At 70.8% G+C, this 24,414-nt stretch carries 16 protein-coding genes; 8 read left to right on the top strand and 8 right to left on the bottom strand.

Annotated elements, in window-relative coordinates; all coding sequences use genetic code 11:
* Window positions 1-17: 17 nt before the first annotated feature.
* The gene (locus tag ACF1G2_RS00715; protein ID WP_391796120.1) at window positions 18-2,459 is read right to left on the bottom strand and encodes a bifunctional serine/threonine-protein kinase/ABC transporter substrate-binding protein; all 2,442 of its coding nucleotides are present in this window, start codon (window positions 2,457-2,459) and stop codon (window positions 18-20) included.
* Between the two features lie 165 nt (window positions 2,460-2,624).
* On the opposite strand from ACF1G2_RS00715, the gene ACF1G2_RS00720 reads away from it, so the two are divergent.
* Window positions 2,625-4,133 carry a DUF4246 domain-containing protein gene (locus ACF1G2_RS00720; protein ID WP_391796121.1) on the top strand — a complete coding sequence of 503 codons (1,509 nt, stop codon included), beginning with the start codon at window positions 2,625-2,627 and terminating at the stop codon, window positions 4,131-4,133.
* Between the two features lie 85 nt (window positions 4,134-4,218).
* Here ACF1G2_RS00720 and ACF1G2_RS00725 read toward each other — a convergent pair whose 3' ends face one another.
* Window positions 4,219-5,775, bottom strand: a complete 1,557-nt coding sequence (locus ACF1G2_RS00725) for a M12 family metallo-peptidase (protein ID WP_391796122.1) — start codon at window positions 5,773-5,775, stop codon at window positions 4,219-4,221.
* A gap of 203 nt (window positions 5,776-5,978) precedes the next feature.
* Here ACF1G2_RS00725 and ACF1G2_RS00730 point away from each other — a divergent pair, with 203 nt between their 5' ends.
* Window positions 5,979-7,781, top strand: a complete 1,803-nt coding sequence (locus ACF1G2_RS00730) for a glycoside hydrolase family 15 protein (RefSeq protein WP_391796123.1) — start codon at window positions 5,979-5,981, stop codon at window positions 7,779-7,781.
* Window positions 7,782-7,872: 91 nt separating this feature from the next.
* Here ACF1G2_RS00730 and ACF1G2_RS00735 read toward each other — a convergent pair whose 3' ends face one another.
* Window positions 7,873-8,316 (bottom strand): ATP-binding protein, encoded by a 444-nt coding sequence (locus tag ACF1G2_RS00735; RefSeq protein ID WP_391796124.1) that lies wholly within the window; start codon window positions 8,314-8,316, stop codon window positions 7,873-7,875.
* 138 nt (window positions 8,317-8,454) lie between these two features.
* Window positions 8,455-9,660: a PP2C family protein-serine/threonine phosphatase gene (locus tag ACF1G2_RS00740; RefSeq protein ID WP_391796125.1), complete on the bottom strand. Its 1,206-nt coding sequence runs from the start codon at window positions 9,658-9,660 to the stop codon at window positions 8,455-8,457.
* Between the two features lie 107 nt (window positions 9,661-9,767).
* Here ACF1G2_RS00740 and ACF1G2_RS00745 point away from each other — a divergent pair, with 107 nt between their 5' ends.
* On the top strand, window positions 9,768-10,280 hold the full coding sequence (locus ACF1G2_RS00745) for a MarR family winged helix-turn-helix transcriptional regulator (protein ID WP_391796126.1): 513 nt from the start codon (window positions 9,768-9,770) through the stop codon (window positions 10,278-10,280).
* A gap of 203 nt (window positions 10,281-10,483) precedes the next feature.
* Here the strand turns inward: ACF1G2_RS00745 and ACF1G2_RS00750 are convergent, their stop codons facing one another.
* From ACF1G2_RS00750 to ACF1G2_RS00765, 4 genes are all read right to left on the bottom strand, one after another.
* A complete protein-coding gene (locus ACF1G2_RS00750; RefSeq protein WP_391796127.1) occupies window positions 10,484-11,683 on the bottom strand; it encodes a PP2C family protein-serine/threonine phosphatase in 1,200 nt (399 codons plus the stop codon).
* Between the two features lie 66 nt (window positions 11,684-11,749).
* The gene (locus tag ACF1G2_RS00755; RefSeq protein WP_391796128.1) at window positions 11,750-12,118 is read right to left on the bottom strand and encodes an STAS domain-containing protein; all 369 of its coding nucleotides are present in this window, start codon (window positions 12,116-12,118) and stop codon (window positions 11,750-11,752) included.
* 58 nt (window positions 12,119-12,176) lie between these two features.
* Entirely contained in the window at window positions 12,177-14,582 is a 2,406-nt protein-coding gene (locus tag ACF1G2_RS00760) for a GAF domain-containing SpoIIE family protein phosphatase (protein WP_391796129.1), read from the bottom strand.
* 207 nt (window positions 14,583-14,789) lie between these two features.
* Window positions 14,790-18,827 (bottom strand): HAMP domain-containing protein, encoded by a 4,038-nt coding sequence (locus ACF1G2_RS00765; protein WP_391796130.1) that lies wholly within the window; start codon window positions 18,825-18,827, stop codon window positions 14,790-14,792.
* A gap of 273 nt (window positions 18,828-19,100) precedes the next feature.
* Here ACF1G2_RS00765 and ACF1G2_RS00770 point away from each other — a divergent pair, with 273 nt between their 5' ends.
* The 5 genes from ACF1G2_RS00770 (at window position 19,101) to ACF1G2_RS00790 (ending at window position 24,397) form a co-directional block, all read left to right on the top strand.
* Window positions 19,101-19,328 carry a DUF5133 domain-containing protein gene (locus ACF1G2_RS00770; protein ID WP_391796131.1) on the top strand — a complete coding sequence of 76 codons (228 nt, stop codon included), beginning with the start codon at window positions 19,101-19,103 and terminating at the stop codon, window positions 19,326-19,328.
* Between the two features lie 762 nt (window positions 19,329-20,090).
* Window positions 20,091-21,155, top strand: a complete 1,065-nt coding sequence (locus tag ACF1G2_RS00775) for an ABC transporter substrate-binding protein (RefSeq protein ID WP_391796132.1) — start codon at window positions 20,091-20,093, stop codon at window positions 21,153-21,155.
* 4 nt (window positions 21,156-21,159) lie between these two features.
* Window positions 21,160-22,011, top strand: coding sequence for an ABC transporter ATP-binding protein (locus ACF1G2_RS00780; RefSeq protein ID WP_391796133.1), 852 nt, complete (start codon window positions 21,160-21,162; stop codon window positions 22,009-22,011).
* Window positions 22,008-22,937, top strand: coding sequence for an ABC transporter permease (locus ACF1G2_RS00785; protein WP_391796134.1), 930 nt, complete (start codon window positions 22,008-22,010; stop codon window positions 22,935-22,937). The genes ACF1G2_RS00780 and ACF1G2_RS00785 overlap by 4 nt, the downstream gene beginning before the upstream one ends.
* 83 nt (window positions 22,938-23,020) lie before the next feature.
* Entirely contained in the window at window positions 23,021-24,397 is a 1,377-nt protein-coding gene (locus ACF1G2_RS00790; protein WP_391796135.1) for an LLM class flavin-dependent oxidoreductase, read from the top strand.
* Window positions 24,398-24,414: the final 17 nt, after the last annotated feature.

A 24,414-nucleotide genomic window follows, 5' to 3' on the forward strand; every position in this document is an offset into this window, starting at 1 on the left:
GCGCCCCTCCCCCGCGCTCAGGGGGTGGCGGTGCCACTCTTCACGGGCTGCCAACTACCGCCGTGCACCGTGTACACCGTCAGCCCCCGGTTGACCGTGTCGCCCTGCTCGTCGAAGGCGACGCGGCCGGTGACCCCGTCGAAACCGACCCCGGCGACGGCCCGCGGGAGCCTGGCCCTGGCGTTGTCGGGGAGGGTGCCGCCGTTGGCCTTCACGACGTCCTTCACCGCCTCGATGAGGGTCCAGGTCGCATCGTATGCGTAGGGGCCGTACCAGCCGGCCGGCTCCGGGTAGGCCGCCTTCTCGTATCTGGTGAGGAAGTCCTGACCCGCCCGCGACTCCGCGGCGGGCAGGCCGATGTTGGTCGCGAGGTCGCCCTCGGCCTGCGGGTTCGACGTGAGGTACTGCTGGTCGAAGATGCCGTCGCCGCCCATCAGGGGGATGTCCACTCCGGCCTGCTCGAGCTGCTGGGAGAGCGGGGCCGCGGTGTCGTAGTAGCCGCCGAAGTAGACGGCGTCGGCGCCCGAGGACCGCACCCTGACGGAGAGGCCCCCGAAGGCGCGTTCCGCGGGGTCGACCTGTTCGGTGCCGACGACGGTCCCGCCGAGTCTGGTGAACTCGGCGGTGAGACCGGACGTGAGGGCCGTGCCATGGGCGCTCGCGTCGTCGATCACGTACAGCTTGGTCTTCTTCGCCTCGTGCAGGTACCGGGCGGCGAAGGGCCCTTGGTCGACGTCCGTGGCGATGGTGCGGAAGTACGTGGAGTGGGGACGGGACCTGGTGCCGGCGGCCCAGTCGGGGCCCAGGGTCAGGACGGGGTCGGTGTTGCCCGGTGACACGTTGACCACGTCCGCCCGCGCGAGCGGCGGCACCAGGGTCCGGGCGACGGCGGAGTTGAGCGGGCCGACGACCCCCAGCAGCTTCTCGTCGGACACGAACTGGGCGGCGTTGAGCGCGCCCTTGGCCGGGTCGGCCGCGTCGTCCAAGGCCTTGATCTCGAACGTCACACCGGGGACGTGCCTGGACTCGTTGGCGGTTCTCACCGCCAGGTCGGCGGAGTTCTTGATTCCGACACCCATCGAGGACAGTCCGCCACTCAGTGGTGCGTCCACCCCGATCACCACGGTGGCGGAAGGGCCTTTCGCACCGCTGCCGGCGGCCCCGCCGCTCGGCTCGTCGTCGTCCCCGCCGAGAGTCCAGGTCAGGACGGACCCGGTGGCGAGCACGGCCAGCGCCGTGGCCAGGACCGCGGAGCGCCGGGTGAGGCCACGTCGCCGGGCGGACGCGACGCGCTCATTGTGCTGCCCGTCGGTCGCGCCGAGCGTGACCGCGTCCTCAGGAGGGGGTACCGGCACGGGCGGGGCCGTCGGCCGGTCGGGCACGTCGTCGCGCGGAGCCCCGGTGGTGGCCTCGGAGTCGAGGACCGTGGGGGTGGGCATCGACGGCGTCGGCGACGGTGCCTGCTGCGGCATCGTCGGAGCCGAAGCGTGCTCCACGACCGCGTCCGACGGCTCGTCCGGTGCGGGTGCCGGCGCGGGGGTGGGGGTCGGGCTCGGTTCGGGGGCGGGTGCGGGCGCCGGCGCGGGGGTGGGGGTCGGCGCGGGGGTCGATGCGGGCGCGCCGGCTGCGAGTTCGGTGGACCGCAGCACCGATGCGAGCATCTCGGCCGCTTCCGCGGCGCTCAGGCGCTGCGCCGGGTCCTTGGTCAGGAGCGCGTCGAGCACCGGGGCCAGCGGACCGGCGTGGACCGGTGGGCGGTGCGGGCTGGTGAAGACGGCCACGGCGAGGGCGTGCAGCCCTTCCGCGTCGAACGGCGGGCGCCCCTCGACCGCGTGGTAAAGAGTGGCGCCGAGCGCCCACAGGTCGTTGGCCGGCGTCGGACGCTTGCCCTCCAGCTGCTCCGGCGGCATGTAGTGCGGTGTGCCGATGACGATCCCGCTGTGGCTCAGCCTGGTCGTGGCGTCCGCGAGGTGGGCGATGCCGAAGTCGGTCAGGACGACGCGCTCCTTGGCCAGCAGCACGTTGTCCGGCTTGATGTCGCGGTGGACGATCCTCGCCCCGTGCGCCTCGGCCAGCGCGTCGAGCATGACGGCGCCGATCTCGGCCACCCGCCGTACGGGGAGGCGGCCCTGCTCGCCGATGGCGGCGGCCAGGGACTGGCCGCGGATCAACTCCATGACGATGACGGGGGCGCCGTTGTGCTCGACCACGTCATGGATGGTGATGACACCGGGGTGGCTGAGAGTGACCGCCGCGCGGGCCTCACCGGTGAACCGCCGAAGCAGCGCGGCGCGGGCGCCGTCGTCCATGCCCGGCGGGAAGAGGATCTCCTTGACGGCGACCTCGCGCCCGAAGAGCTGCTGGTCCAGGCCACGCCAGACCCGGCCCATACCGCCCTGGCCGATGCGCTCGACCAATCGGTACCGGCCGGCGATGAGTTCGGGATTCTGCTCGGTCACGCGCACACTCTAGGTCCTGCCGAGCCGATCAGGTGGCGGAAAAGCGGGCTTGATCACGCGGACGGTACCGGGGTCGCCAAGCGTCCGGCATCGGCCGCGGCTGTGGTGTCAGTCCGCTCACGTATCCTTCCGGCCACCGCACACCGACTCGGAGGACCGAGAGAATTGACTGGCCTGTCCGCTTTCCCGCTGCCCTTTCAAGCTTCGCGCTCCGTAGCCTTCGCGAAACCCCGAACGCTGCGGGAGCTTCAGATGATGGAGTGCAGCGCGCACATTCGGGCGAAGGCGGGGTGGTTCGACAAGATGAACGACGCCGACATCGTCGCCCGGTGGACACAGGAGGCCGTGGCCCAGGGCCTCACCGAGGCGCAGGTTCGCTATGTTCTCGACGAACTCGTGCACTACGCCGCGCTGCGGGACGGGCGTACCGGTGTCGAGGTGTCCGCCGTCGACGGGGTGTGGCAGTCGGACACGCTGGTCGACGAGAAGCTCAGGACCCGGCTGCGCGAGGCGGTCGAGGTTCTGGAACAGGTCCCCGGAGAGGAACAGGACTGGCACCCCGGATCGGACGGCCAGGTACTGGATCTGGTGCATCCTTCGCTGTTCTGCCTGGTGCGAGAGGCGAGCGTCGGGGCCGAGCGGGCTTGGCGGAATCCGACGGACCGGTACTCGAAACACGAGTTCTCGGAGAGGTTCCAGTGGCTGCCCTCGGATGTCGAGGTCGGCGACGACGGCGATGTGACCTTCCGTTCGTACGTCAACAACGTCCACCCCGAGCATCACCGGGAACTGGCCTCCGTCCTGCCGGACTTGTTCGCGCGCGTGCGCCCGCTGTTCGAGAACGTGCTCACCGATCTGCGCCATCCGCGTCCTCTGCGGATCGAGGCCGATCCCTACGGGTGGTACGACTCGGAGCCGGAGTATCCGAACAGGTCCTCCTACAGTGACGACGAGGCGTACGCAGAGGCCCGTCGCGCATGGGAGAAGGCTCAGGACGAATGGTGGGAGAACCGCCGCCCGGTCGTTCCGGACGCCCCGGACTTCACCGCGCCGGCAGTGCCCGACGCGTCCGCGCGAGTCGACCTGCGCGGACGCGGCCTGCAGGTCATCGTCAAGCTCGCCACGATCCAACTGACCCCGGACAAGCCCGAGTACGCCGGCGGTTCCTGGCATGTCGAGGGGATGTTGAACGAGCGGATCGTCTCGACCGGAATCTACTACTGGGACAGCGAGAACATCACCGAGAGCCGGCTGAGCTTCCGGACGGCACTGGACGACCCGGACTACGAGCAGAACGACGACAACGGTCTGCGTGAGGTGTACGGCCTGGAGGACGAGGACGCGCTGAACCAGGTGCTGGGATCGGCGTCGACCCCGGCGGGCCGCTGCCTGGCGTTCCCGAACGTCCTGCAGCACCGCGTCGGCTCGTTCCGCCTCACCGACCCGACCCGCCCGGGGCATCGCAAGATTCTCGCGTTCTTTCTCGTCGACCCGTCGGAAAGGATCGTCTCGACCTCCGATGTGCCGCCGCAGCAGCCCTGGTCCGACACCTCGACCATGACGCTCGAACAGGCGAAGGCCTACCGCGAACAGCTCATGCAGGAACGCAAGTTCTTCGTCGACGAACACAACGAGCAGCTCTACGAGCGGGAATTCTCCCTCTGCGAGCACTGAACCCGGATGACGGAAGGCATCCCTCTCATGGCCGAGAGGGATGCCTTCCCGTGCGGAGCGGTGTGGTCCCTCCGCCCCGCAGCCGCTACGGCTGCTCGATGGGGGCGAACAGGGCGTTGACGGTCCGGTTGGCGTTCATGGTGAGCTGGTAGCTCGGGTTGTTCCCCTCCTGCTCGACGCCGTCGACCGCCCAGGCGTCGAACCGGAAGCCGGCGTTGGGGACGGCGGTCACGGTGACCTGCGTACCGGGGGCGTACGGACCGAACTGGCTGACCCGGACCGTACCGGCGCCCTCGGGGTCGTGCATCACGGTGAGGGAGACCCGATTGGTCACCGTGGAGGCACGGTAGGCGGCCACGGCGTCGACGTTCCCGCGCGCGGCGGCGGCGTTGTTGTTGTCGGCGTCGCCCAGGGCCTGGTTGTTCCAGGTCCGCTCGGTGTTGGAGTACGCGTTGACCACTGTGCACGCCTGGGGGCAGGACTGGGAGTAGGCCATGAGCGTGCGGTGCTGCCCGTTGGGGGTGACCCAGCCGTAGTTGAAGGTGCCCGCGGGGGTGGTTCCGTTCTGCCGCGCGATCGTCGCTCGGTCGTGCTTCAGGCCGAAGTTGTGGCCGATCTCGTGCCCGAGGTTCTCCCAGGCCGTCACGGAGCCGAGGCTGGTGACTGAGAACGCGGCGGTGTCGGTCGCCGCGGACGTCGCCGGGTCGGGCAGGCTCGCCGCCCCGGAGCTGTCCTCGTACGGGACGGCGGCGATCAGCGCCACCAGGTCGGCGCCGTAGGTCTGGCGCTGTGCGGCGGCCGTGGCGCCGAGGACGGGGTTCGCCGGGTTGCTGATCATGGACAGCAGCGTGTTCACGTTCTCGCGGGGGACGTTGGGGTCCGCGGTCTGGTACGTGTTCACGACGTGGACGCTGGCCGGCACGTTGCTGAAGGCGAGCGCCTTGTTGAGCTGGTTCACGCCGTAGGTGATGCTGGAGAGGACCGCCTGGACACTGCCCACGGTGGCGACGGTGGCCGGGGTGTAGCCGACGACGATGTCGATGGCGGCCGGGTCGTTGAGCGTGGCCGCGCGCAGATCCGGCTTCGGCGGGTGGTGCGGGTGCGGCGGGTGGTGCGGCTTCTTCCCGGGGACGCTGACCGTGTCGACGCCCTGCCCGCTGGGCGGCAGCGCGAGGGAGTCGATCTGCTTCAGCTCGTACCAGCCGGGGCGCTTGGCCAGCGGCTGGTACTCGTACTGCCGGAAGTTCTCCGTGATGACGCCGGAGAGGGTGACCGGTCCCTTCCTGCAGGCCCCGATGACGGAGACGGCGATGGATCTCTCCGGGTTCTTCGGATCATGGCCGCTCCAGTACACCGTGCCGTTCGCCTGCCGGCGGGTGAAGTCGGCCACGGCGGTGAAGCCCTTCTCCTTCCCGAACAGCGGGAACGTGCGGCGCTCGGGTGCGCCCTCCTTCTGCTTGCCGCACAGGGAACTGAACGCCTTGGCGTCCGCGCGCTGCGCGGCGGCACGCACCACCCAGGGCTCGTGCTCGCTCCCTCCCCCACCGGGCGCGGCGGAGGCGGGTGCGGTCAGGGCCAGGGGCAGGGTGGCGGCGAAGGCGGTGGCCGCCGCACAGGCGGCGACCAGGAAACGTCGAGACATGGGGGCATGAGCCTCTCGGTGGGGGGTTTCCGCCATGCATTCCGTGCCGGGGAGCACTCCACTCCCGCCCGTCCGTCCCGGACGGCCGACCGGGGCGAGGTTCACCCGAATACCGGGCGAGCCCGGACTGGGGCCCGGTTCCCGGCTGCTCGGTCCGAAAAAACGAGCGAGGATGAGAGAGGGGCTGCGAGTAGGTGGGCTGGATGAGCGACCGTCCGATCGGGGACTACGCACTGCTCTCGGACTGCCAGACCGCTGCGCTGGTCGGCCGGGACGGCTCCGTGGACTGGTTGTGCCTGCCCCACTTCGACAGCCGCGCCACCTTCGCGCGACTGCTCGGCGCCGAGGCGGGCCACTGGTCGATCACGCCCGCCGCTCCGTACGACGTGCGGCGGCGCTATCTGGACCGCACCCTCGTCCTGCGCACGGACTACCGCATGGAGTCGGGCGTGGTCAGCGTGACCGACGCCCTCGCTTCGGGCATCAACGAGCGAGGGCACGACCTGGGCAGGGATGCGCCGCATCTGCTGCTGCGTGTGGTGGAGTGCACGGAGGGCCGGGCCGACATGGACGTCGAGTTCGCCCCCCGGCCCGAGTACGGACTGGTCAAGCCGTTGCTCATTCCGACGGACGGTGGTGTCTGGTGTCATGGAGGGCCCGACACCCTGGGGCTCTGCAGCCCGGTCCCGCTGGAGCTGTCGGGCAGCGCTCGCGGCCGGGTCGCGCTGAGCGCCGGCGGGACGGCGGCCTTCGCCCTCCAGCAGGTTCCCGCAGGGAAGAGCCCCGTCCTGCTCTCCCAGGACACCATCCTGACGCAGCTGGAGGACACCGTCCGGGGCTGGCGCTCGTGGTCGGAGCTCCACCAGTCGTACGAGGGGCCCTGGGCCGATCTCGTCCATCACAGCGGCCGCGTGCTCCAGGGGCTCACCTTCCAGCCGACCGGAGCGATCGTGGCCGCCCCGACCACGTCCCTGCCGGAGACCGTCGGAGGGGTCCGCAACTGGGACTACCGGTTCGCCTGGGTGCGGGACGCCTCCTTCACGCTGGACGCGCTCTGGGTGGCCGCGTGCCCCGACGAGGCGCAGGCGTTCTTCCGGTGGATGGCCCAAGCGGCGGCGAGCGACCCCGGCCAGGAGTCGTCCATGCAGATCATGTTCGGCATCCGCGGCGAGCGGGATCTGACCGAGCGGGTCCTCCCCCATCTGCCCGGCTGGCGCGACAGCAGCCCCGTCCGCCTGGGCAACGGCGCGTGGGAGCAGAGACAGCTCGACGTGTACGGGGAACTGCTCTCGGCCGCCCATCGCCTGCGCGACCACCTCCGTGGTCTGGACGCGCCCACGAAGGCGTTCCTCGCCGGCTGCGCCGATGCCGCCGCCCGGCGATGGCGTGAGCCGGACCAGGGCATCTGGGAGGTGCGCAGCGGCCCTCAGCACTTCCTCTACTCGAAGCTCATGTGCTGGGTCGCCGTCGACCGGGCGCTGGACCTGGCGGACGATCTCGACGCGTCCGGTCGCGTACCGGAGTGGACATCTGCCAGGGACGAGATCGCGGCCGCGATCGAGGAGGAAGGCTGGAGCGAGGAGGCCGGAGCGTACACCCAGGCCTTCGGCTCGGCCGCTCTCGACGCCTCGGCCCTGATGATGCCCATCGTGGGCTTCATGCCCGCCGACGCCCCGCGGATGCGGGCCACCATCGATGCCGTACGCGCTCGGCTCGTCGGCGGGAACGGCCTGGTCTACCGGTACGTGGGGGCCGACGACGGGCTTCCGGGCGACGAGGGGACCTTCCTTCTCTGTACGTTCTGGCTCGCCCAGGCACTGGCCCTGGCCGGGGACACGACGGCCGCGCGTGAGGTCTTCGAGCGGGCTGCCCGGTGCGCGAACGACGTCGGACTGCTCTCGGAGGAGGTCGCCCCCGAGGGCGACCACCTTCTGGGCAACTTCCCGCAGGCGTTCAGTCACATCGGCTTGGTCAACGCCGCCTGGGCCATTCACCAGGCCGTCTGACGGCCGTGGGCGAGGGAGTCACCGCGTCCACGGCCTGGGCGCCTGGTCGAAGTCTTCAGGAGTCAGGGCGACTTCGACCCCTCGGCCGGTCTCAGGCGAGGCGGAGGCGGGCTCTGACGCGCTTGCCCGAGGGAAGCGGCTCCACGCTCACGCTCTCGCAGACCGCGACGAGGATCTCGACCCCGTGCTGGCCGATGCGCCCGGGGTCGTGGCCCCGGGGGACGGGCGACGCCTCCGCGCGGTCGAACACCGAGATCTCCAGGGTGTCCTCGAAGAGTTCGAGCAGAAGCCGGCAAGGCCCCGGGGCGTGGCGTACCACGTTGGTCACCATCTCGCTGACCACGAGCCGTGCCAGGTCGACACACTGGCGCGGCACCGGCGGGTGCTCCGCCGCGGTCGGGCCGGCGAGGAAGTCGGCCGTGAAGTCGCGGGCGGAGCCGATCATGCCGTCCGTGGCGTCCGCGCCGTCGTAGTCGACACTCCCGGATCGCATGGGAATCCGGGTCGCACGCTCCGCGGCGATCGCGTCCGTCATCCGCCTACCCTCCCCTCGCCCGGCTGCGCACCGTGCTTCACTCTCGTAACTCGCCCTTCCCTGTTGCGTGCTTTCCATTCGTCCTCGGGCCGAGAATGCAGAGAATACGGACAGGACCGCCCTCCTGGCGAGGGATCTTCAGGATTGCCCTGCGGCCTGGGCCGCCGCGCCCCCGTCCCCGCCGCGCCCCTCGCCGCCCCTGCCGTGCCAGTCCAGACAGACCACGAGGACATCGTCCGGCGTGGTGCCGGGCGCCTCGCGCAGCGCGCGGACGACGGCCTGGGGCGCGTCGCGGCCTGGGACGAGCCGGGTGCGGTCGATCACCCGGCCGACCGAGAGGTCCAGGGCCTCGTCGTTCCCGTCAGGCGCGGCCTCGCTCCGGTCCCATGCCAGGAAGACGAGCCGGTCACCGGGGAGGACGCGCAGGTGCTGGGGGGCGTAGACGGTGTCCTCGAACATCCCCAGGGGCAGCTGGCGGTCCAGTTCGATCCGCTCGGTCACGGTTCCACGCAGCCGCCAGACGGTCGGCGAGCCCGCGTCGACCACCCGCAAGTCGCCGGTGGCCCGGGCGAAGCTCAGCAGCAGGGCGGAGAGGGACCTCTCACCCCGGTGCTGCCCGTACAGCGCCTGGTCGGTGAGGCTCGCCTGGCCGACCAGGTCGAGGCCCGCACGTCGAGCGTTACGGATCGCGTTCAGGGCGAGGTTGCTCACCAGGGCGGACCGGGTGCCGGGACCGGTGCCGTTGGCCACGACCAGCGTCAGCTCCTCCTCCGTCACGCACCAGTCCAGGACGTGCCCGCCCGAGGTGTAGGCGGGCTCCCAGTAGGCGTTCAGGTCGAACTCCGCACCCGTGCACGCCCGCCCCGGGAGCACTCCCCACTGCATCTCCGCGAGGACGCTGAGGGGGCGTGCCCTGCGCGTACGGCGGTACAGATCGGTGTGCCGGTCGGCGACGCGCAGGGCGTGTCCCAGGATCTCGGCGACATGGACGAGATCCTCGGTCGATCGCGCCGTGACCCGGTGGGAGGGAAGGACGACCACAAGGACGCCACACCGGTCGCCCCGAACCGTCACAGGAAGGAACACGGTCGCCGTGGGCCCGTCACCACCGAAAAGATATGGTTGCTGGGTGGAGAAGGCACGACCCGCGGGCCCCGACCCCACGGTCACGTGCTGCACCGCGGCCGGAGCCTGCACCGGTTCGACGGGGTGCAGTGACGTCAGCCCGTAGTCGACGAGCAGCAGGTCGACGGAGAGTGCCGCGACGAGCTGTGCCAGTTCGACCCGGAGGGAGTCCAGAAGGCGATGTGGCGGCGCTCCGCGCAGCGCGCGTTCCGTAGTCACGCGTCGATCCACCGAATCAGTACCGCCTTCTGGAGAGATGTGGAGATGACTGGCGTGTCGCACGGCCGACGTCCTCGGCCCCGGACGTCTGAGGAGTGTCGGTAGCCATGGACCCGAAGCCCGCCCCGTCCCGACGGGAACCGGAGGAGACGACACAGGCCGCCCGTGAGCTCATCGAGCTTCTCGAGGTGCTGTGGGAGCGTGGCCGGGACATGGTGTCGTCGACACCGGTGTCGGCGACTCAGCTCCGTGTCCTCTACAGCCTCGATCGCGAAGAGGGCATCAGCCTGCGCACCCTGGGTGAGCTGCTCGGGTCCGCGCCGCCTTCGGTGAGCCGCATGTGCGACCGCCTGGAGGCGCTGGGATTCGTGCAGCGGCTGCCCAGCCCGGTCAGCCGCCGGCAGCTCGAACTGCACCTGACCGCCCCGGGGAAGGCGTACCTGCGGGACCTCCGGGTCCAGCGCGAGGAAGCCCTGCTGGCCGTCATCTCCGCCATGTCCCCGACGAGCCGCAAGGCGTTGCTGCGCGGGCTGACCGGGTTCCAGGACGCGCTGGACGGGGTGTCCGCGCCGCCCGCGTCCCGCCCGGGCGCGCCACTGAAGGACGTCCGGACGGCCTGACGTCTGCGTGCCGTGCGCTCCGGCCGGCCGCGTGCCCCATGTCCCACTGGTCACCCTCTGGTACGACGTGTCTATCCCGGGCACGAGCCAGGTGTTGCCTCAAGGATACAGTTGCCGCACGGCAACTATGAACACAGGGTCACGCCTGGGACGGACACCGGGGCGCGGGACGGGGGCGCGGCCAGGCGGGCCGGCTCGGCTGCTCAGGAGCCGGCGGTCTCCGGCGGTACGGAGTCGTGCCCTTCCTCTCGCCCGTTCCAGTCGAGGCAGACGACCAGCGCGTCGTCCTCCAGCGGGGTGCCGCCGTGGTACGCGGCGAGTTCCCGCAGCACCGCCCCCGGGACCTGGGTGGGCGGCAGCAGTCTCGTCGCGGTGAGCGCCCGGGCCAGCGCCCGGTGTCCGTAGCTCTCTCCCTCGGGAGAGGAGGCTTCGTACACCCCGTCGCTGCCGAAGAGGAGCCGGTCCCCCGGGCGCACCGTGAAGCGCTGGGGGACGTAGACGGTGTCCTCGAACATGCCCAGGGGCAGCTGTGCGTCGAAGGAGATGGGCTCGACGGAGCGGTCACGCAGGCGCCACAGACGCGGCGAGCCCGCGTCCAGGGCTTCCACCTCGCCCGTGGCGAGATCGAAGCGCAGCAGGAGTACGGAGACGAAGGCACTGCCGCGGTACTGCGCGTACACGGCCTGGTCCGCCAGAGCCGCCTGGTCCGCGAGGCCGAGGCCGGCTCGGCGGGCGTTGCGGAGCGCGTTGGTGGCGAGGTTCGTCAGCAGCGCGGCCTCGATGCCCTCCCCCATCCCGTTGGTGACCGTCAGGGTCAGATGGTCGGCCGAGGCCGACCAGTCGTAGTTGTCCCCGAAGATCGCGTAGGCGGGTTCCAGGTGCGCGCCGAGGGCGAACTCGGGTCGGGAGCACGAGCGGCCCGGGAGGAGCTGCCACTGCATCTCGGCCGCGAGCGTCAGCCGCGTGGCCCGCCGTGCGAGGACGTACAGGTCCGTGTCGCGCTCGGCCACGAGGATCTCGTGGCCCAGCGCGCCGCAGATGTGCCCCAGCTCGGGCAGCAGGAGCGCGAGGTCGCTCGCCGCAGGCAGGGACACGGAGAGGACGCCCATCCGGTCACCCCTGACGGTGACCGGGAGGTGGGCCTCCACGGAGTCGGGGGCGTGGATGACGTACGGCTCCTGGGCACCGAAGGCGCGCCCCTGCGGGCTGTCGTGGATCAGGACCGCCGGTGTCGCCTCGGGCGTTCCTCCGACGAGCTGGAGCGAGCGCAGCCCGTAGTCGGCCAGCCGGAGTTCCACCCGCCGTGCGCCGCAGTGCTTCCGCAGGCTCTCCTCCACCACGCTCACCAGCAGGTGAGGGGCGGCCCGGCGCAGTGCCTGCTCGACGGCGGTGATCTCTTCCACGTGCTTCCGTTTCTCCTTGTGCCCGAGGCGCGGGCCCTTCCACGGGCGGGACCGCAGGCCCTTCGTCTATGCCGCGCGACCGGCCGCGACCAGGGCCTCGGCCACGTCGGCGTGCAGCGGGGTGGTCATGGTGAGACCGGTGATCTCCAGGATGCGCCGCACAGCGGGCGCGGGCGCGGCGAGATGCAGGTCTCCCCCGGCTTCCCGGGCCTCCCGCGCCGCCCTGATCAGGACGTTCAGTCCGGACGAGTCCATGAAGCTCAGCGCGGAGAGGTCGAGGACGAGCTGGTGCCGGCCGTGCAGGAACTGGTTGGCCAGGTGGTGGTGGAGCAGCGTGGCCGTGTCCAGGTCGAGTTCGCCTCCGACGGTCAGCACTGCGGTGCCGGCGTCGACGGTCTCCACTTCGACATCCAGGTTCACTTCTCGCTCGGTCATGTTCCCTGCTTTCCACGGGTGGGGGAATGGTCGGTCATGGCGTGCGGGTGGCGTGTGGTCACGCCACCCGTACGCCGATCAGGCACGTGTCGTCGTCGGTGTCGGACTTGCTGTGCGTCAGCAGGAGGTCGAGCCGCCGTTCGAGGGTGTCGGCGGGGGCCTCGGCCATGGTCAGCAGCTGGGTGACGGAGTCGTGCACGGAGGTGTCCCGCCGCTCGACCAGACCGTCGGTGTACATCAGCACCGTGTCGTGCGCCTCGAGCTGGATCTCCGCCTCCTCGTACGCGGCGTCGGCGACGGCCCCGAGCAGCATCCCCTGGAGCATCGGCAGGGCGGTGGCCTCCGATCCCCGTACGAGTACCGGCGGCAGGTGTCCTGCCCTGGCCCAGCGCAGCGTGCGCGTCTCGGGGTCGAAGACGCCGCAGACGGCCGTGGCCGTGACCTGTGCGGTGAGGTGGTGCGCCACGCTGTTCAGCCAGGACAGCAGCTGGGCGGGGCCCGCGCCGGTCACGGCGAGGCCGCGCATCGCGTTGCGCAGGACCACCATGCCGGTGGCGGCGCCTATGCCGTGGCCGGCGATGTCCCCCACGCAGAGCAGGATCTTCTTCGACGGCAGCACGACGGCGTCGTACCAGTCGCCGCCGACCAGGGACTCGGTCTCGGCGGGCCGGTAGCGCACGGCGACGTCGAGGCCGGGGGCGGCGAGGGGAGCCTTGGTCGGCGGCATGATGGCGTGCTGCAGCTGAAGGGTCAGGCGGTTGCGTTCCGCCGCTTCCTGCTCCGTGACGGCGAGTCGGTCACGGGTGGCGGCCAGCGCGACCTCCGTCCAGTGCTGCGCGGAGATGTCCTGGTAGGCGCCCCGCACGGCGAGGAGCCGCTGATCGGCGTCGAGGGCGGGTTCGGCGATCACCCGGATGTGGCGGGTCACTCCGTCCCGGCGCAGCATGCGGAAGGCCGTCGAGCTCGGCCGCCTCTGGTGCAGCACCGCACGCAGGAACCGGCCGATGGCGACGGCGTCGTCGGGATGGGCGTGGGCGGTGAGGTCGCGTACGGAGACCGGCGCCTCGCCGACGTCCTGGCCGAAGAGGTCGAAGAGCTGTCCGCTCCAGGTGATCTCTCCGGTGAAGACGTCCTCCTCGAAGCCGCCGATGCGGCCGAGTCGCTGGGCGTGCTGCAACAGGCTGGCGAGCCGGGCGGACTCGTCCTCGATGCGCCAGACGAGCAGGACGCAGTCACCGTGCCGGCTGATGCTGATGTCGGCGGCGGACGAGATCGGCACCTGGTCCACGAGGGCGGTCAGCCGCGTCCGGCGTGCGCGGAACGGCTCACCGGTGGCGTAGACGCGCTCGACCCGTTCGAAGAGTTCGCTCTCGCCGGCGGCCATGGGGTACGCCTCCAGGAGCAGGGCGCCGTCCACGGCGCCCCGGGACCGGCCGGCGGGATCCTGGAAGTGGGCGTTGGCGTGACGGATACGGAAGTCCCGCAGCCGTCCGTCGACGTCCAGGTCCGGCGTCAGGACCAGGACGGGGTCGTAGAGCCCGTCGGCGAGCTCGATCAGTTCGGAGACCGCGTCGGGCTGGCCGGCCCACGGTCCCACCGGCTGCCCGGGGGACGTCTCCAGCGTGTGGGCGCACAGTTCGGCCAGGGCCTCGATCTGGCGCTCCACGGCCTGGGGCTGGGGCTCCAGCGGCCGGGGCCAGCAGATCTCCAGGACGCCGTGGATGCGGCCGCCGGTGCCGGCCGGTACGGCGACCCGGCCGCCGTCGGGGTGGCGTGTGTGGCCGATCGAGGGGATGCCGGTGGCTCCGAGCGAGGAGTACCAGACCGTTCGACGGCTGGTGAGCGCCTGCCGGGCCACGGTGGCCACCCCGGGCGGTACGTAGCACCATCGGGCGGGCTCGTCCGCGCCGAAGCCCGCGTGACCGCGGAGCGTGAGGGAGGAGTCGGCGCCGGTGGTCCAGATGGCGACGGCGCTGGCGCCCAGGGGCAGGAGGGCGTGCGCCAGGAGGGACTCGGCGAAGGCCTGGCTGTCCCCCGCGTTGAGCGCGGCGCTCTCGGCCGTGCGCAGGCGGACGCCGACCGAAGCGCCGGGCTCGGCGCCGGTCCCCGGCTCGGCCGTGGCCCGTCTGACGAAGTCCTCGGCAACCTCGGAGACCCGGTCCCGGGCGGCCTGGTTGACGATGTCCGCGGCGAGCTCGAGCTGCGAGATCCCGGCCTGGTCGGCCAGCGCGGCGAGTTGCTGCGCCGCCCGCGCCGGGCCGCACCCGAGCCGCTCGACGACGACTCCCTTGGCGACCTCGATCAGGGCGCGCCCCTCGGCGGCGGCGTGTGCGGCGCGCACCTCTCCACGGAGTCGTTCCACCGTCGCGGCGAGCCGGCCGACGGCGGATCGGTCGTCCGACAGGTGTCGCTCGGCGTCCGGAGGGGCGGATGCCGTGGCGACTCCGGCCGGCTCGGTCGGCATCGGAGCGCCGTCCCCCTGGGGACCCACGGCCGGGTGTTCGCCGTGTTGGTGGGGAGCACTCAAGACGGTGACTCTCCTCGAGTACGGCGGCGCTGGGCCGCGGGACGGATCGGGACGGATCGGGGTGGGCGGAGGCTCCGCCGCCGGGATGGGCTCGACGGACGCGCCGGTGGCGCGTACCGGCGGACCGACGGGGCAACCGTGGCGCTATCCGTCGTGGAGCCACCGGCGGATGCAGGCGATGAGGTCGTCGGCGTCGACGGGCTTGGTCACGTAGTCGCTGGCGCCCGAGGCAAGGCTCTTCTCGCGGTCCCCCGGCATGGCCTTGGCGGTGACCGCGATGACGGGCAGGTCGGCATGGGCCGGCATCTGCCGGATCCGGGAGGTGGCCGTGTAGCCGTCCATCTCCGGCATCATGACGTCCATCAGGACCAGGTCGATGTCGGGGTGCGCGGTGACGGCGTCGATTCCCTCCCGCCCGTTCTCGGCGTGCAGGACGTTGACGCCGTGCAGCTCCAGGATGCCGCTGAGGGCGTAGAGGTTGCGGGCGTCGTCGTCGACCACGAGCACCGTACGGCCGTGCAGGGTGGAGTCGATGGTGTGGGGAACCGGCGGCCGGTGCTCGCCGCGCACCAGGGGCACGACCTCGCCCGGCTGGTCCGCGGACAGGTGCAGGGCGATGCGCTCGCGCAGTTCGTCGAGGCTGGAGATCAGCTCCAGCGGTCGTCGGCCCGCCAGCTCCTGAAGGGCCCGCTCGTGGGCGTCGGTGAGCCTGCGGTTGTTGTGGGCGAGGACGGGGACGTTGCGCAGGGCCGCGTCCCCGTCCATGGCGTCCAGGAAGCGCAGCGCCTCGCCGTCGGCCATGTCGACCTCGATCACCACGCAGTGGAACGGCTGGGCGGCGAGGGCCGCCGCGGCCTCCGCCGGCCCCACGGCCGCGATGACCTCCAGGTCCTCCCGGTCGCCGCGGCCCCGGCCGGCGGTCAGCTCCGCGACGGCGTTCTCGGCGACGAGCGAGAGCAGTCCGCGCGGGCGCTCCTCGATCACGAGGAGGCGCCGGGGCTGCTGCCGCGGGTGCCGGGACTGCGGGGCGACCGGCAGCGCGGGACGGCCGGTGGGTACGGCTACGCCGGAGGCCGTGGGTTCCGGGTCGCCGTCGGGACCGGCGGCCTGGACGTGTGTGGACTGTTCCTTGAAGTCGGCCCGGGCGACCGGCAGATAGAGGGTGAAGGTGCTGCCCTCACCGGGCTCGCTGGCCGCGGTGAGGCCTCCGCCGAGCAGGTAGGCGATCTCCCGGCTGATGGACAGGCCGAGGCCGGTGCCGCCGTACTTCCGGTTGGTGGTGCCGTCCGCCTGCCGGAAGGCGCCGAAGATGGCCTCCAGGTGCTGGGACTCGATTCCGATGCCGGTGTCCCGGACCCGGAAGGCGACCACGGGGCCGCCGCGGTGGACCGTCGCGGGCAGCTCGTCGTCCGACGCCGGCTCGATGCACAGCTCCACGCCGCCGCGCTCGGTGAACTTGACGGCGTTCGAGAGCAGGTTGCGCAGCACCTGCCGCAGCCGGGAGTCGTCGGTGACCAGGTCCACGGGCACGCCGGCCGCGGTGGAGACCGTGAACGCGAGGCTCTTCTGGGTGGTGAGCGGGCGGAACGTCGCCTCGACGTAGTCGAGGAGCCGGCGCAGCTGTACGCGTTCCGGGTTGAGGTCCATCTTCCCGGCCTCCACCTTGGAGAGGTCGAGGATGTCGTTGATCAGCTGGAGCAGATCGGATCCGGCCGAGTGGATGATGCCCGCGTACTCGACCTGCTTGGCCGTGAGGTTGCGGGTCGGGTTCTGGGCGAGCAGCTGGGCCAGGATCAGGAGGCTGTTGAGCGGGGTCCTCAGTTCGTGGCTCATGTTGGCCAGGAACTCGGACTTGTACTTGGAGGCGAGGGAGAGCTGCTGGGCCCGGTCCTCGAGTTCCTGCCGGGCCTGCTCGATCTCCAGGTTCTTGGCTTCGATGTCCCGGTTCTGCGAGGCGAGCAGGGCCGCCTTCTCCTCGAGTTCCGCGTTGGACCGCTGCAACTCGTCCTGCTGGACCTGCAGCTGCTCGGAACGTGCCCGCAGTTCGTCGGCCAGCCGCTGGGACTCGTCCAGCAGCTCGTCGGTCCGGGCGTTGGCGACGATGGTGCTGACGTTGACGCCCACCGTCTCCATGAGCTGCTCCAGGAAGTCCCGGTGCACGGAGGTGAAGGGCGAGAAGGACGCCAGCTCGATGACGCCGAGCACCTGGTCCTCGACCACGATCGGCAGCACGATCAGGCTGGCCCGTGCCGTGCTGCCGAGTCCTGAGGAGATGTACACGTAGTCGCCGGGTACGTTCTCGGCGGCGATGATCCGTCGGCTGCCGGCGGCCTGTCCGACGAGGGACTCGCCCAGCCGGAAGCGGTCACGGCCGGCGTTCTCCGCGGGGAGCCCGTAGGACCCGACGAGTCCCAGCTCGACGCCGTCCGCGCCGTCCTCCGCCAGGTAGAACGCACCGTACTGGGCGGAGACGAGCGGGGTCAGCTCGTCCATGACGAGGTCGGCGACGACGGCCAGGTCGCGGTGGCCCTGCATGAGCTCGGAGATCCGGGCGAGGCTGGACTTGAGCCAGTCCTGCTCCTGGTTGGCCCGGGTGGTCTCGCGCAGCGAGCCGACCATCGCGTTGATGTTGTCCTTGAGCTCCGCCACCTCGCCCGAGGCGTCGACGTTGATGGAGCGTGTCAGATCGCCCTCGGCGACCGCGCTCGCGACCTCGGCGATGGCGCGGACCTGGCGGGTGAGGTTCCCGGCGAGCTCGTTGACGTTCTCGGTCAGCCGCTTCCAGGTGCCGGAGACGCCCTCCACCTCGGCCTGACCGCCGAGACGGCCCTCGCTGCCGACCTCCCTGGCCACCCGGGTCACCTCGGCCGCGAACGAGGAGAGCTGGTCGACCATGGTGTTGATGGTGGTCTTCAGCTCCAGGATCTCGCCGCGCGCGTCGACGTCGATCTTCTTCGAGAGGTCGCCGTTGGCGACGGCGGTGGTGACCTGGGCGATGTTGCGGACCTGGCCGGTCAGGTTGTTCGCCATCGAGTTGACGTTGTCGGTGAGGTCCTTCCACGTGCCGGCCACGTTGGGCACCCGTGCCTGTCCGCCGAGGCGGCCCTCGGTGCCGACCTCGCGCGCGACTCGCGTCACCTCGTCGGCGAACGCCGACAGCGTGTCCACCATCGTGTTGATGGTGTCGGCGAGCGCGGCGACCTCGCCCTTCGCCTCCACGGTGATCCGGCGGGAGAGATCGCCCCGGGCCACGGCGGTGGCGACCTGGGCGATCGAGCGCACCTGGCCGGTGAGGTTGGACGCCATCACGTTGACGTTGTCGGTGAGGTCCTCCCAGGTGCCCGAGGCGCCCCGCACGGTGGCCTGGCCGCCCAGGTTGCCCTCCGTGCCGACCTCCCGGGCGACGCGGCTCACCTCGTCGGCGAACGCCGAGAGCTGGTCGACCATCGTGTTGATGGTGTTCTTCAGCTCCCGGATCTCGCCACGGGCGTCCACGTCGACCTTCTGGGAGAGGTCGCCCTTGGCCACGGCGGTGGCGACGTGCGCGATGGAGCGCACCTGCGCGGTGAGGTTGCCGGCCATGGAGTTGACGGAGTCGGTGAGATCGCGCCACGTTCCGGAGACGCCCTTCACGTCCGCCTGACCGCCGAGAATGCCCTCCGTGCCGACGTCTCGGGCCATGCGGGTGACCTCGTCGGCGAAGGAGGAGAGCTGGTCCACCATCGTGTTGATGGTGTTCTTCAGCTCCAGGATCTCGCCACGGGCGTCCACGTCGATCTTCTGGGAGAGGTCGCCCTTGGCCACGGCGGTGGCGACGTGAGCGATGTCACGGACCTGAGTGGTCAGGTTGCCGGCCATCGCGTTCACGGACTCGGTCAGGTCCGCCCAGGTTCCGGAGACCCCGGGCACCTTGGCCTGCCCGCCGAGGGTCCCCTCCGTACCCACCTCCCGGGCGACCCGGGTCACCTCGGAGGTGAACAGGGAGAGCTGGTCGACCATCCCGTTGAACACACTCGAGATCTCGCCCATCAGCCCCTCTGCCGTGCCGGGCAGCCGGGTACCGAAGTCTCCGTCCCGGACGGCGGTGAGGCCGTCCAGGAGCTGGCGCAGCTCGGACTCCCCCACCGCTGCGGGTCCCGACCGCGGCACGGCCGAGGGGCCCTCGATCGTCGTCTCAGACATGCCTCATCCTCGTTCGCTCGCCGGGTACCCGCAGGGACCACACCTGGTCGCGGGCGACGGTAGGACCGCACCCCGTCCCGTACGGCCCCGACCTCGACCGTTGCCGTACGGCAATTATGACGACCCTACTCCCCCGTGATCGTCACAAAGAGAGCGGTGGGGAGGCAAGCGGCTGGAACGAGCCGATCCGAGGGCCCGCATACAACCCGGGACCGGGGGTACCCGGCGCTGCGAACCGGGCGGTCACGCCCTGACGACGAGGGGAGATCCACTGTGCTGATGGCCCATCCCGCGGTGCTGAGCAATCTGATCGAGCAGTACGAGACGCTGAAGGTGCTGCACGCGGAGAACGGCGGCGCCGAGGTACGGCAGCGCCTTGACGACGTCGCGTACACGCTGTGTGTCTCCACCGGCACACGTGATGTGGACGCGGCACTGATCGCCGCCCGGTACCGCCTGCCCGGTGCGCGCCCCGAGGACGACTCGGTCCTGATGGCCTGATTCGGTGAGCGTTTTCAGCCTCGCCGCTCCAGGGTGCGGGCCGCTTTGGTGATGTCGGTCATACAGTTGGGGCTGATGCGCCAAGACGCACCGAGGTGCGGTCGGAGTGCTGCCGGCAGACCTCGTCCACCAGCGCGCCGGCCCTTGACGTAACCCCGGCCCCAAACGGCGCACGACCCCATCGCCAAGGCGAGCCTCCCTGGGAGGCCACGCTGAAAGACTCGGTGCGACCGCCACCAGGAGGCCCCGCCGGGCCCGGGCGGAGGTCTGTTTCCGGGCCTCGTACCGAGCCGGTTGTGAACGCCGTGCTTCACGCGTATGTCAGTCGATTCAGTATGCGAGACGCAACCGGACGCGACGTTGACGCGTCCGGTTTTCGCTGCAAGTCTCTTGGCCGTGAGCACTTTCGAGAACCTCGCCGCGCGGCTCCACGTCGATCTCCGACGTCAAGCCAGCGCCATCTGTGCCGTCGGTCGATAGACCCTCGGCAGGCCTTTCTCCTGCTCCTTGCCCCATCCCGGAACGCCGTTCCGTGCGTCCGCGGTAATTGACCGGACTCCCGCAGGGATTTCTCCGGCCGCGTTTCCCTTCCCGCCGTTCGGGCGGTTTCCCCTCCACTGTCCGGAATTCCGGCGCGCCCTTTCCTGAAACACGCCCGCTCCGGGCCGGGAAACCGTATCGACGCGCGTTCTCGCGCCATGCGCAGAAGAAGTCGGCAGAAGCACGACCCAGCCGCTCCATCGAATGCGAACAGGACTGTCCATGACCACGACGACATCGACCCGACGACGGTTCATCACACTGCTCGGACTCTCCGCGGTCGCGGTGAGCTGCGGCACGACCGCGGGGACCTCCGGAAAGGACCGGACCCGGACGCTGCGGTACCAGGGCTGGGCGGGACAGGTCACCTTGCCGGAGCTGGCCGAGGACCTCGGCTACCTCGAGGACGTCAGGCTGGAATGGGTAGGCAACACGATCAGCGGCCCCCAGGACATCCAGTCCGCCGCCACCGGACAGACGGACTTCGGCGGCGCGTTCAACGGCGCGGTCGTCAAACTGGCCGCGAACAAGGCCCCCATCAAGGCTGTCATCAGCTATTACGGCGCCGACCAGCACGCCTACAACGGCTATTACGTCCTCGAGGACAGCCCGATCCGTTCCGCCCGCGATCTGACCGGCCAGAAGGTCGGGATGAACACCCTCGGAGCCCACGCGGAGGCCATGCTCGACATCTATCTCCAGCGTGGCGGGCTGTCCAAGGCGGAGATCGGCAAGGTCGAGCCGTTGGTCGTGCCTCCCGTCAACACCGAGCAGTCACTGCGCCAGAAACAGATCGGAGTGGCCGTACTCGGCGGAATTCTGCGGGACAAGGCCCTCGCGACAGGTGGAATCCGGCCGCTCTTCACGGACTTCGAACTGCTCGGCGCGTTCAGTGCCGGCACCTATGTGATGACGAACCGCTTCCTCGAGCAGAACCCCGGGACGGCCCGTACCTTCGTCACCGCAGTGGGGCGGGCCATCGAGTGGTCGCGCACCACTCCGCGCGCCGAGGTCATCGCCCGGATGACGGACATCGTGAAGAAGCGCGGACGCAACGAGGACGCCACGCCCCTCAAGTACTGGCGTTCCTGGGGCGTCGCCGAGCAGGCGGGCCGGATCACCGGCAAGGAACTCCAGCTGTGGATCGACTGGCTGGCCGAACGCGGCGACATCCCGAAGGACCTGGTCACGGTGGAGGACCTCTACACCAATGAGTTCAACAAGGCCGCCGAGGCGAGCACGGCGCGCACCTCTCCGGCACCCTCCGCCTCGAAGAGCGGGAGCTGATCCCATGCCGGCATCCACGACGCCCAAGATCGTGTTCGAGGACGTGCGGAGGGTCTTCACGGTCAAGGAGTCCACCACGAAGGGCGGTTCGGGGACACGCGGGTCCAGGGAGTTCACCGCCGTCGACGGCGTCGACCTGGAGATAGCGGCGGGTGAGTTCGTCGCCCTGGTGGGCCCGAGCGGCTGCGGCAAGTCGACGCTCCTCGACATGCTCGGCGGCCTCACCCGCCCCACCGGCGGACGGATCCTGCTGGACGGCGCACCGGTCACCGGCCCGGGCCTGAACCGCGGCATCGTCTTCCAGCAGTACGCGCTGCTGCCCTGGCGCACCGCGCAGGGGAACGTCGAGTTCGGTCTGGAGGCGACCGGCGTACCGCGCCGCGCACGGGCCGCGCGGGCACGGGAGTTCCTGGATCTGGTCGGCCTTTCCGGGTTCGAGGACCGGCACCCGCACGAGCTGTCGGGCGGGATGCGGCAGCGGGTGGCGATCGCCCGCAGCCTGGCCTACGACCCGGACGTGCTGCTCATGGACGAGCCCTTCGGCGCGCTGGACGCCCAGACCCGTGAGTCGTTGCAGGACGAACTGCTCCGCATCTGGCAGCGCACCGGAAAGACCGTCGTCTTCATCACGCACAGCATCGACGAAGCCGTCTACCTGGGGCAGCGCGTCGCCGTCATGACGTCCAGGCCGGGCCGCATCAAGCAGGTCGTACCGGTCGTGCTCGGCTCCCGTGACGACACGGACGACATCCGTTCCGCTCCTGAGTTCGCGCGCCACCGCCACGAGATCTGGTCGCTGCTGCACGACGAGGTGGCCAGGGCCCAGCAGTTGGAGAAGCAGGAGGCATCCGCATGAGCCTGACGACCCGCACCACCGCCGAGAAGGCTCCCCCGCCGCCCCCGCCGAGCCTCGCCGAAGCCACCCCCGCCCCCGCCCCTTCCGTCACGCACGCGTCGTCTGACCCCTCGCCCCGGGCCCCTTCCCGGGCGGCCAGTGTCCGCCCGGTGCTCCGGCGGCTGGCGTCCCTCCTGGCCACCGGGGTCACCAGGTCCGCGGCCATCGTCGCCCTGCTGTTGCTGTGGGAGACCGCGCCACGGCTCGGGCTGGTCGACCGGACCTTCCTGCCCCCGTTCAGCGAGGTGCTCGTCGCCTGGTGGGAGCTGGCGGCCGACGGCCGGCTCGCCGACAACACCTACGCCAGCCTGGTGCGCTCGTTCAGCGGATTCGGTCTGGCCGTGGCCGTCGCCGTACCCCTCGGGCTGCTGATCGGCTGGTACCGGCCCGTCGCCGATCTGCTCGGCCCGCTGCTCGAGGTGTTCCGCAACACCGCCGCGCTGGCCCTGCTGCCGGTCTTCGTCCTGCTGCTGGGCATCGGGGAGACCTCGAAGATCTCCATCGTCGTGTACGCGTGCACCTGGCCGATCCTGCTCAACACGATCAGCGCCGTGCGCACGGTCGACCCCACACTGTTGAAGCTCGCGAAGTCGATGGACCTGTCCGCACCCCGGCTCTTCCAGAAGGTCATCCTGCCGTCCGCCGTGCCCGTGATGTTCACCGGCATCCGGCTCGCCGGAGCGGGGTCGATCCTGGTGCTCGTCGCCGCCGAGATGATCGGGGCCAAGGCGGGGCTCGGCTATCTGATCAACGCCTCGCAGTACAACTTCGCGATCCCGCAGATGTACGCGGGAATCATCACGATCTCCGCCATCGGCGTGACCTTCAACCAGCTCCTGGTCGTCCTGGAGCGCCGGCTCAGTTCCTGGCGCGTATCCGCCGCCTGACCCGCCCCGGCCCGCCCCTCCTCGCAACGCCCGCCCCTCCTCACAACGCCCGCTCGTTCCGCCGCCCCCGATCCGAGGAACCCATGACCGCGACCAGCCCCCGCACGCTCCATCTCAACGCCTTCCTGATGAACGCCGGCCACCACGACGCCGCCTGGCGCCACCCCCGTACCCAGCCCGAACGGGTCACCGATCTGCGCTACTTCCAGCAGCTCGCCCAGACCGCCGAGCGCGGGCTGCTCGACTCGGTCTTCCTCGCCGACGGGCTCGCCCTGTGGGGGAACGCCCGGTACAACGCGCTCGGCGGTTTCGAACCGCTCACCCTGCTGTCGGCCCTGGCGGCGGTCACCGAGCACGTCGGACTGATCGCCACCGTCTCCACCACCTTCAACGAGCCGTTCCACATCGCCCGCAAGTTCGCCTCCCTGGACCACATCAGCGGCGGCCGGGCCGGCTGGAACATCGTCACTTCCGGCACCGTGAACGAGGCCCGCAACTTCGGCCAGGAGGAGCACCTGGAGCACCGGCTCCGCTACGAGCGGGCCCGGGAGTTCGTCGAGGTCGCCACCAGACTGTGGGACAGCTGGGAGGACGACGCGATCCTGCTCGACCGCGAACGGGGCGTCTACGCGGACACCGACCGGGTGCGGGCGATCGATCACCGCGGGGAGCACTTCGGGGTGCAGGGGCCGCTGAACGTGCCTCGTAGTCCTCAGGGCCACCCTCTGCTGGTGCAGGCCGGTTCGTCGGAGGACGGCAAGGAGTTCGCCGCGCGGTACGCCGAGGCCGTCTTCACCGCCCAGCAGACGCTCGCCGACGGCCAGGCGTTCTACAAGGACCTCAAGTCCCGGCTCGCGCGCCATGGCCGCGGCGAGGACCAGCTGCTGGTCCTTCCGGGCATCGCGCCCGTCATCGGCTCGACCGAGGCCGAGGCACGTGCGCTGGAGCAGGAGCTCACGGAGCTGCAGATCCCCGAGTACGGACTCGCCCAGCTGTCCGGGATGCTCGGCACCGACCTGACGGGGGTGGCGCTGGACGGGCCGCTGCCCGAGCTGCCCGAGGAGCGGGACATCAACGGCAACAAGAGCCGCTTCACGCTCGTGGCCGACATCGCGCGCCGCGACGGACTGACCGTGCGCCAGCTCATCGCCCGCCTCGGTGGCGGCCGCGGCCACCGTGTCTTCGCCGGCACTCCGGAGCAGATCGCCGACGAGCTGCAGGAGTGGTTCACCCAGGGCGCCGCCGACGGCTTCAACATCATGCCGCCTCTTCTGCCGAGCGGACTGGAGGACTTCGTCGACCAGGTCGTACCGATCCTCCAGCGCCGTGGCCTGTTCCGTACCGAGTACGGCGGCCGCACCCTGCGGGAGCACTACGGGCTCGCCCGCCCGGCCGGCAGGGCGGCCGACCGGACGTCCGCTGTCGCCGCGACGGCGACGGCAGGGCGGCGGCCCGCATGACACGGCCGCGCGTCCGG

The organism is Streptomyces sp. NPDC013457 (assembly GCF_043089925.1).
Taxonomy (GTDB): domain Bacteria; phylum Actinomycetota; class Actinomycetes; order Streptomycetales; family Streptomycetaceae; genus Streptomyces.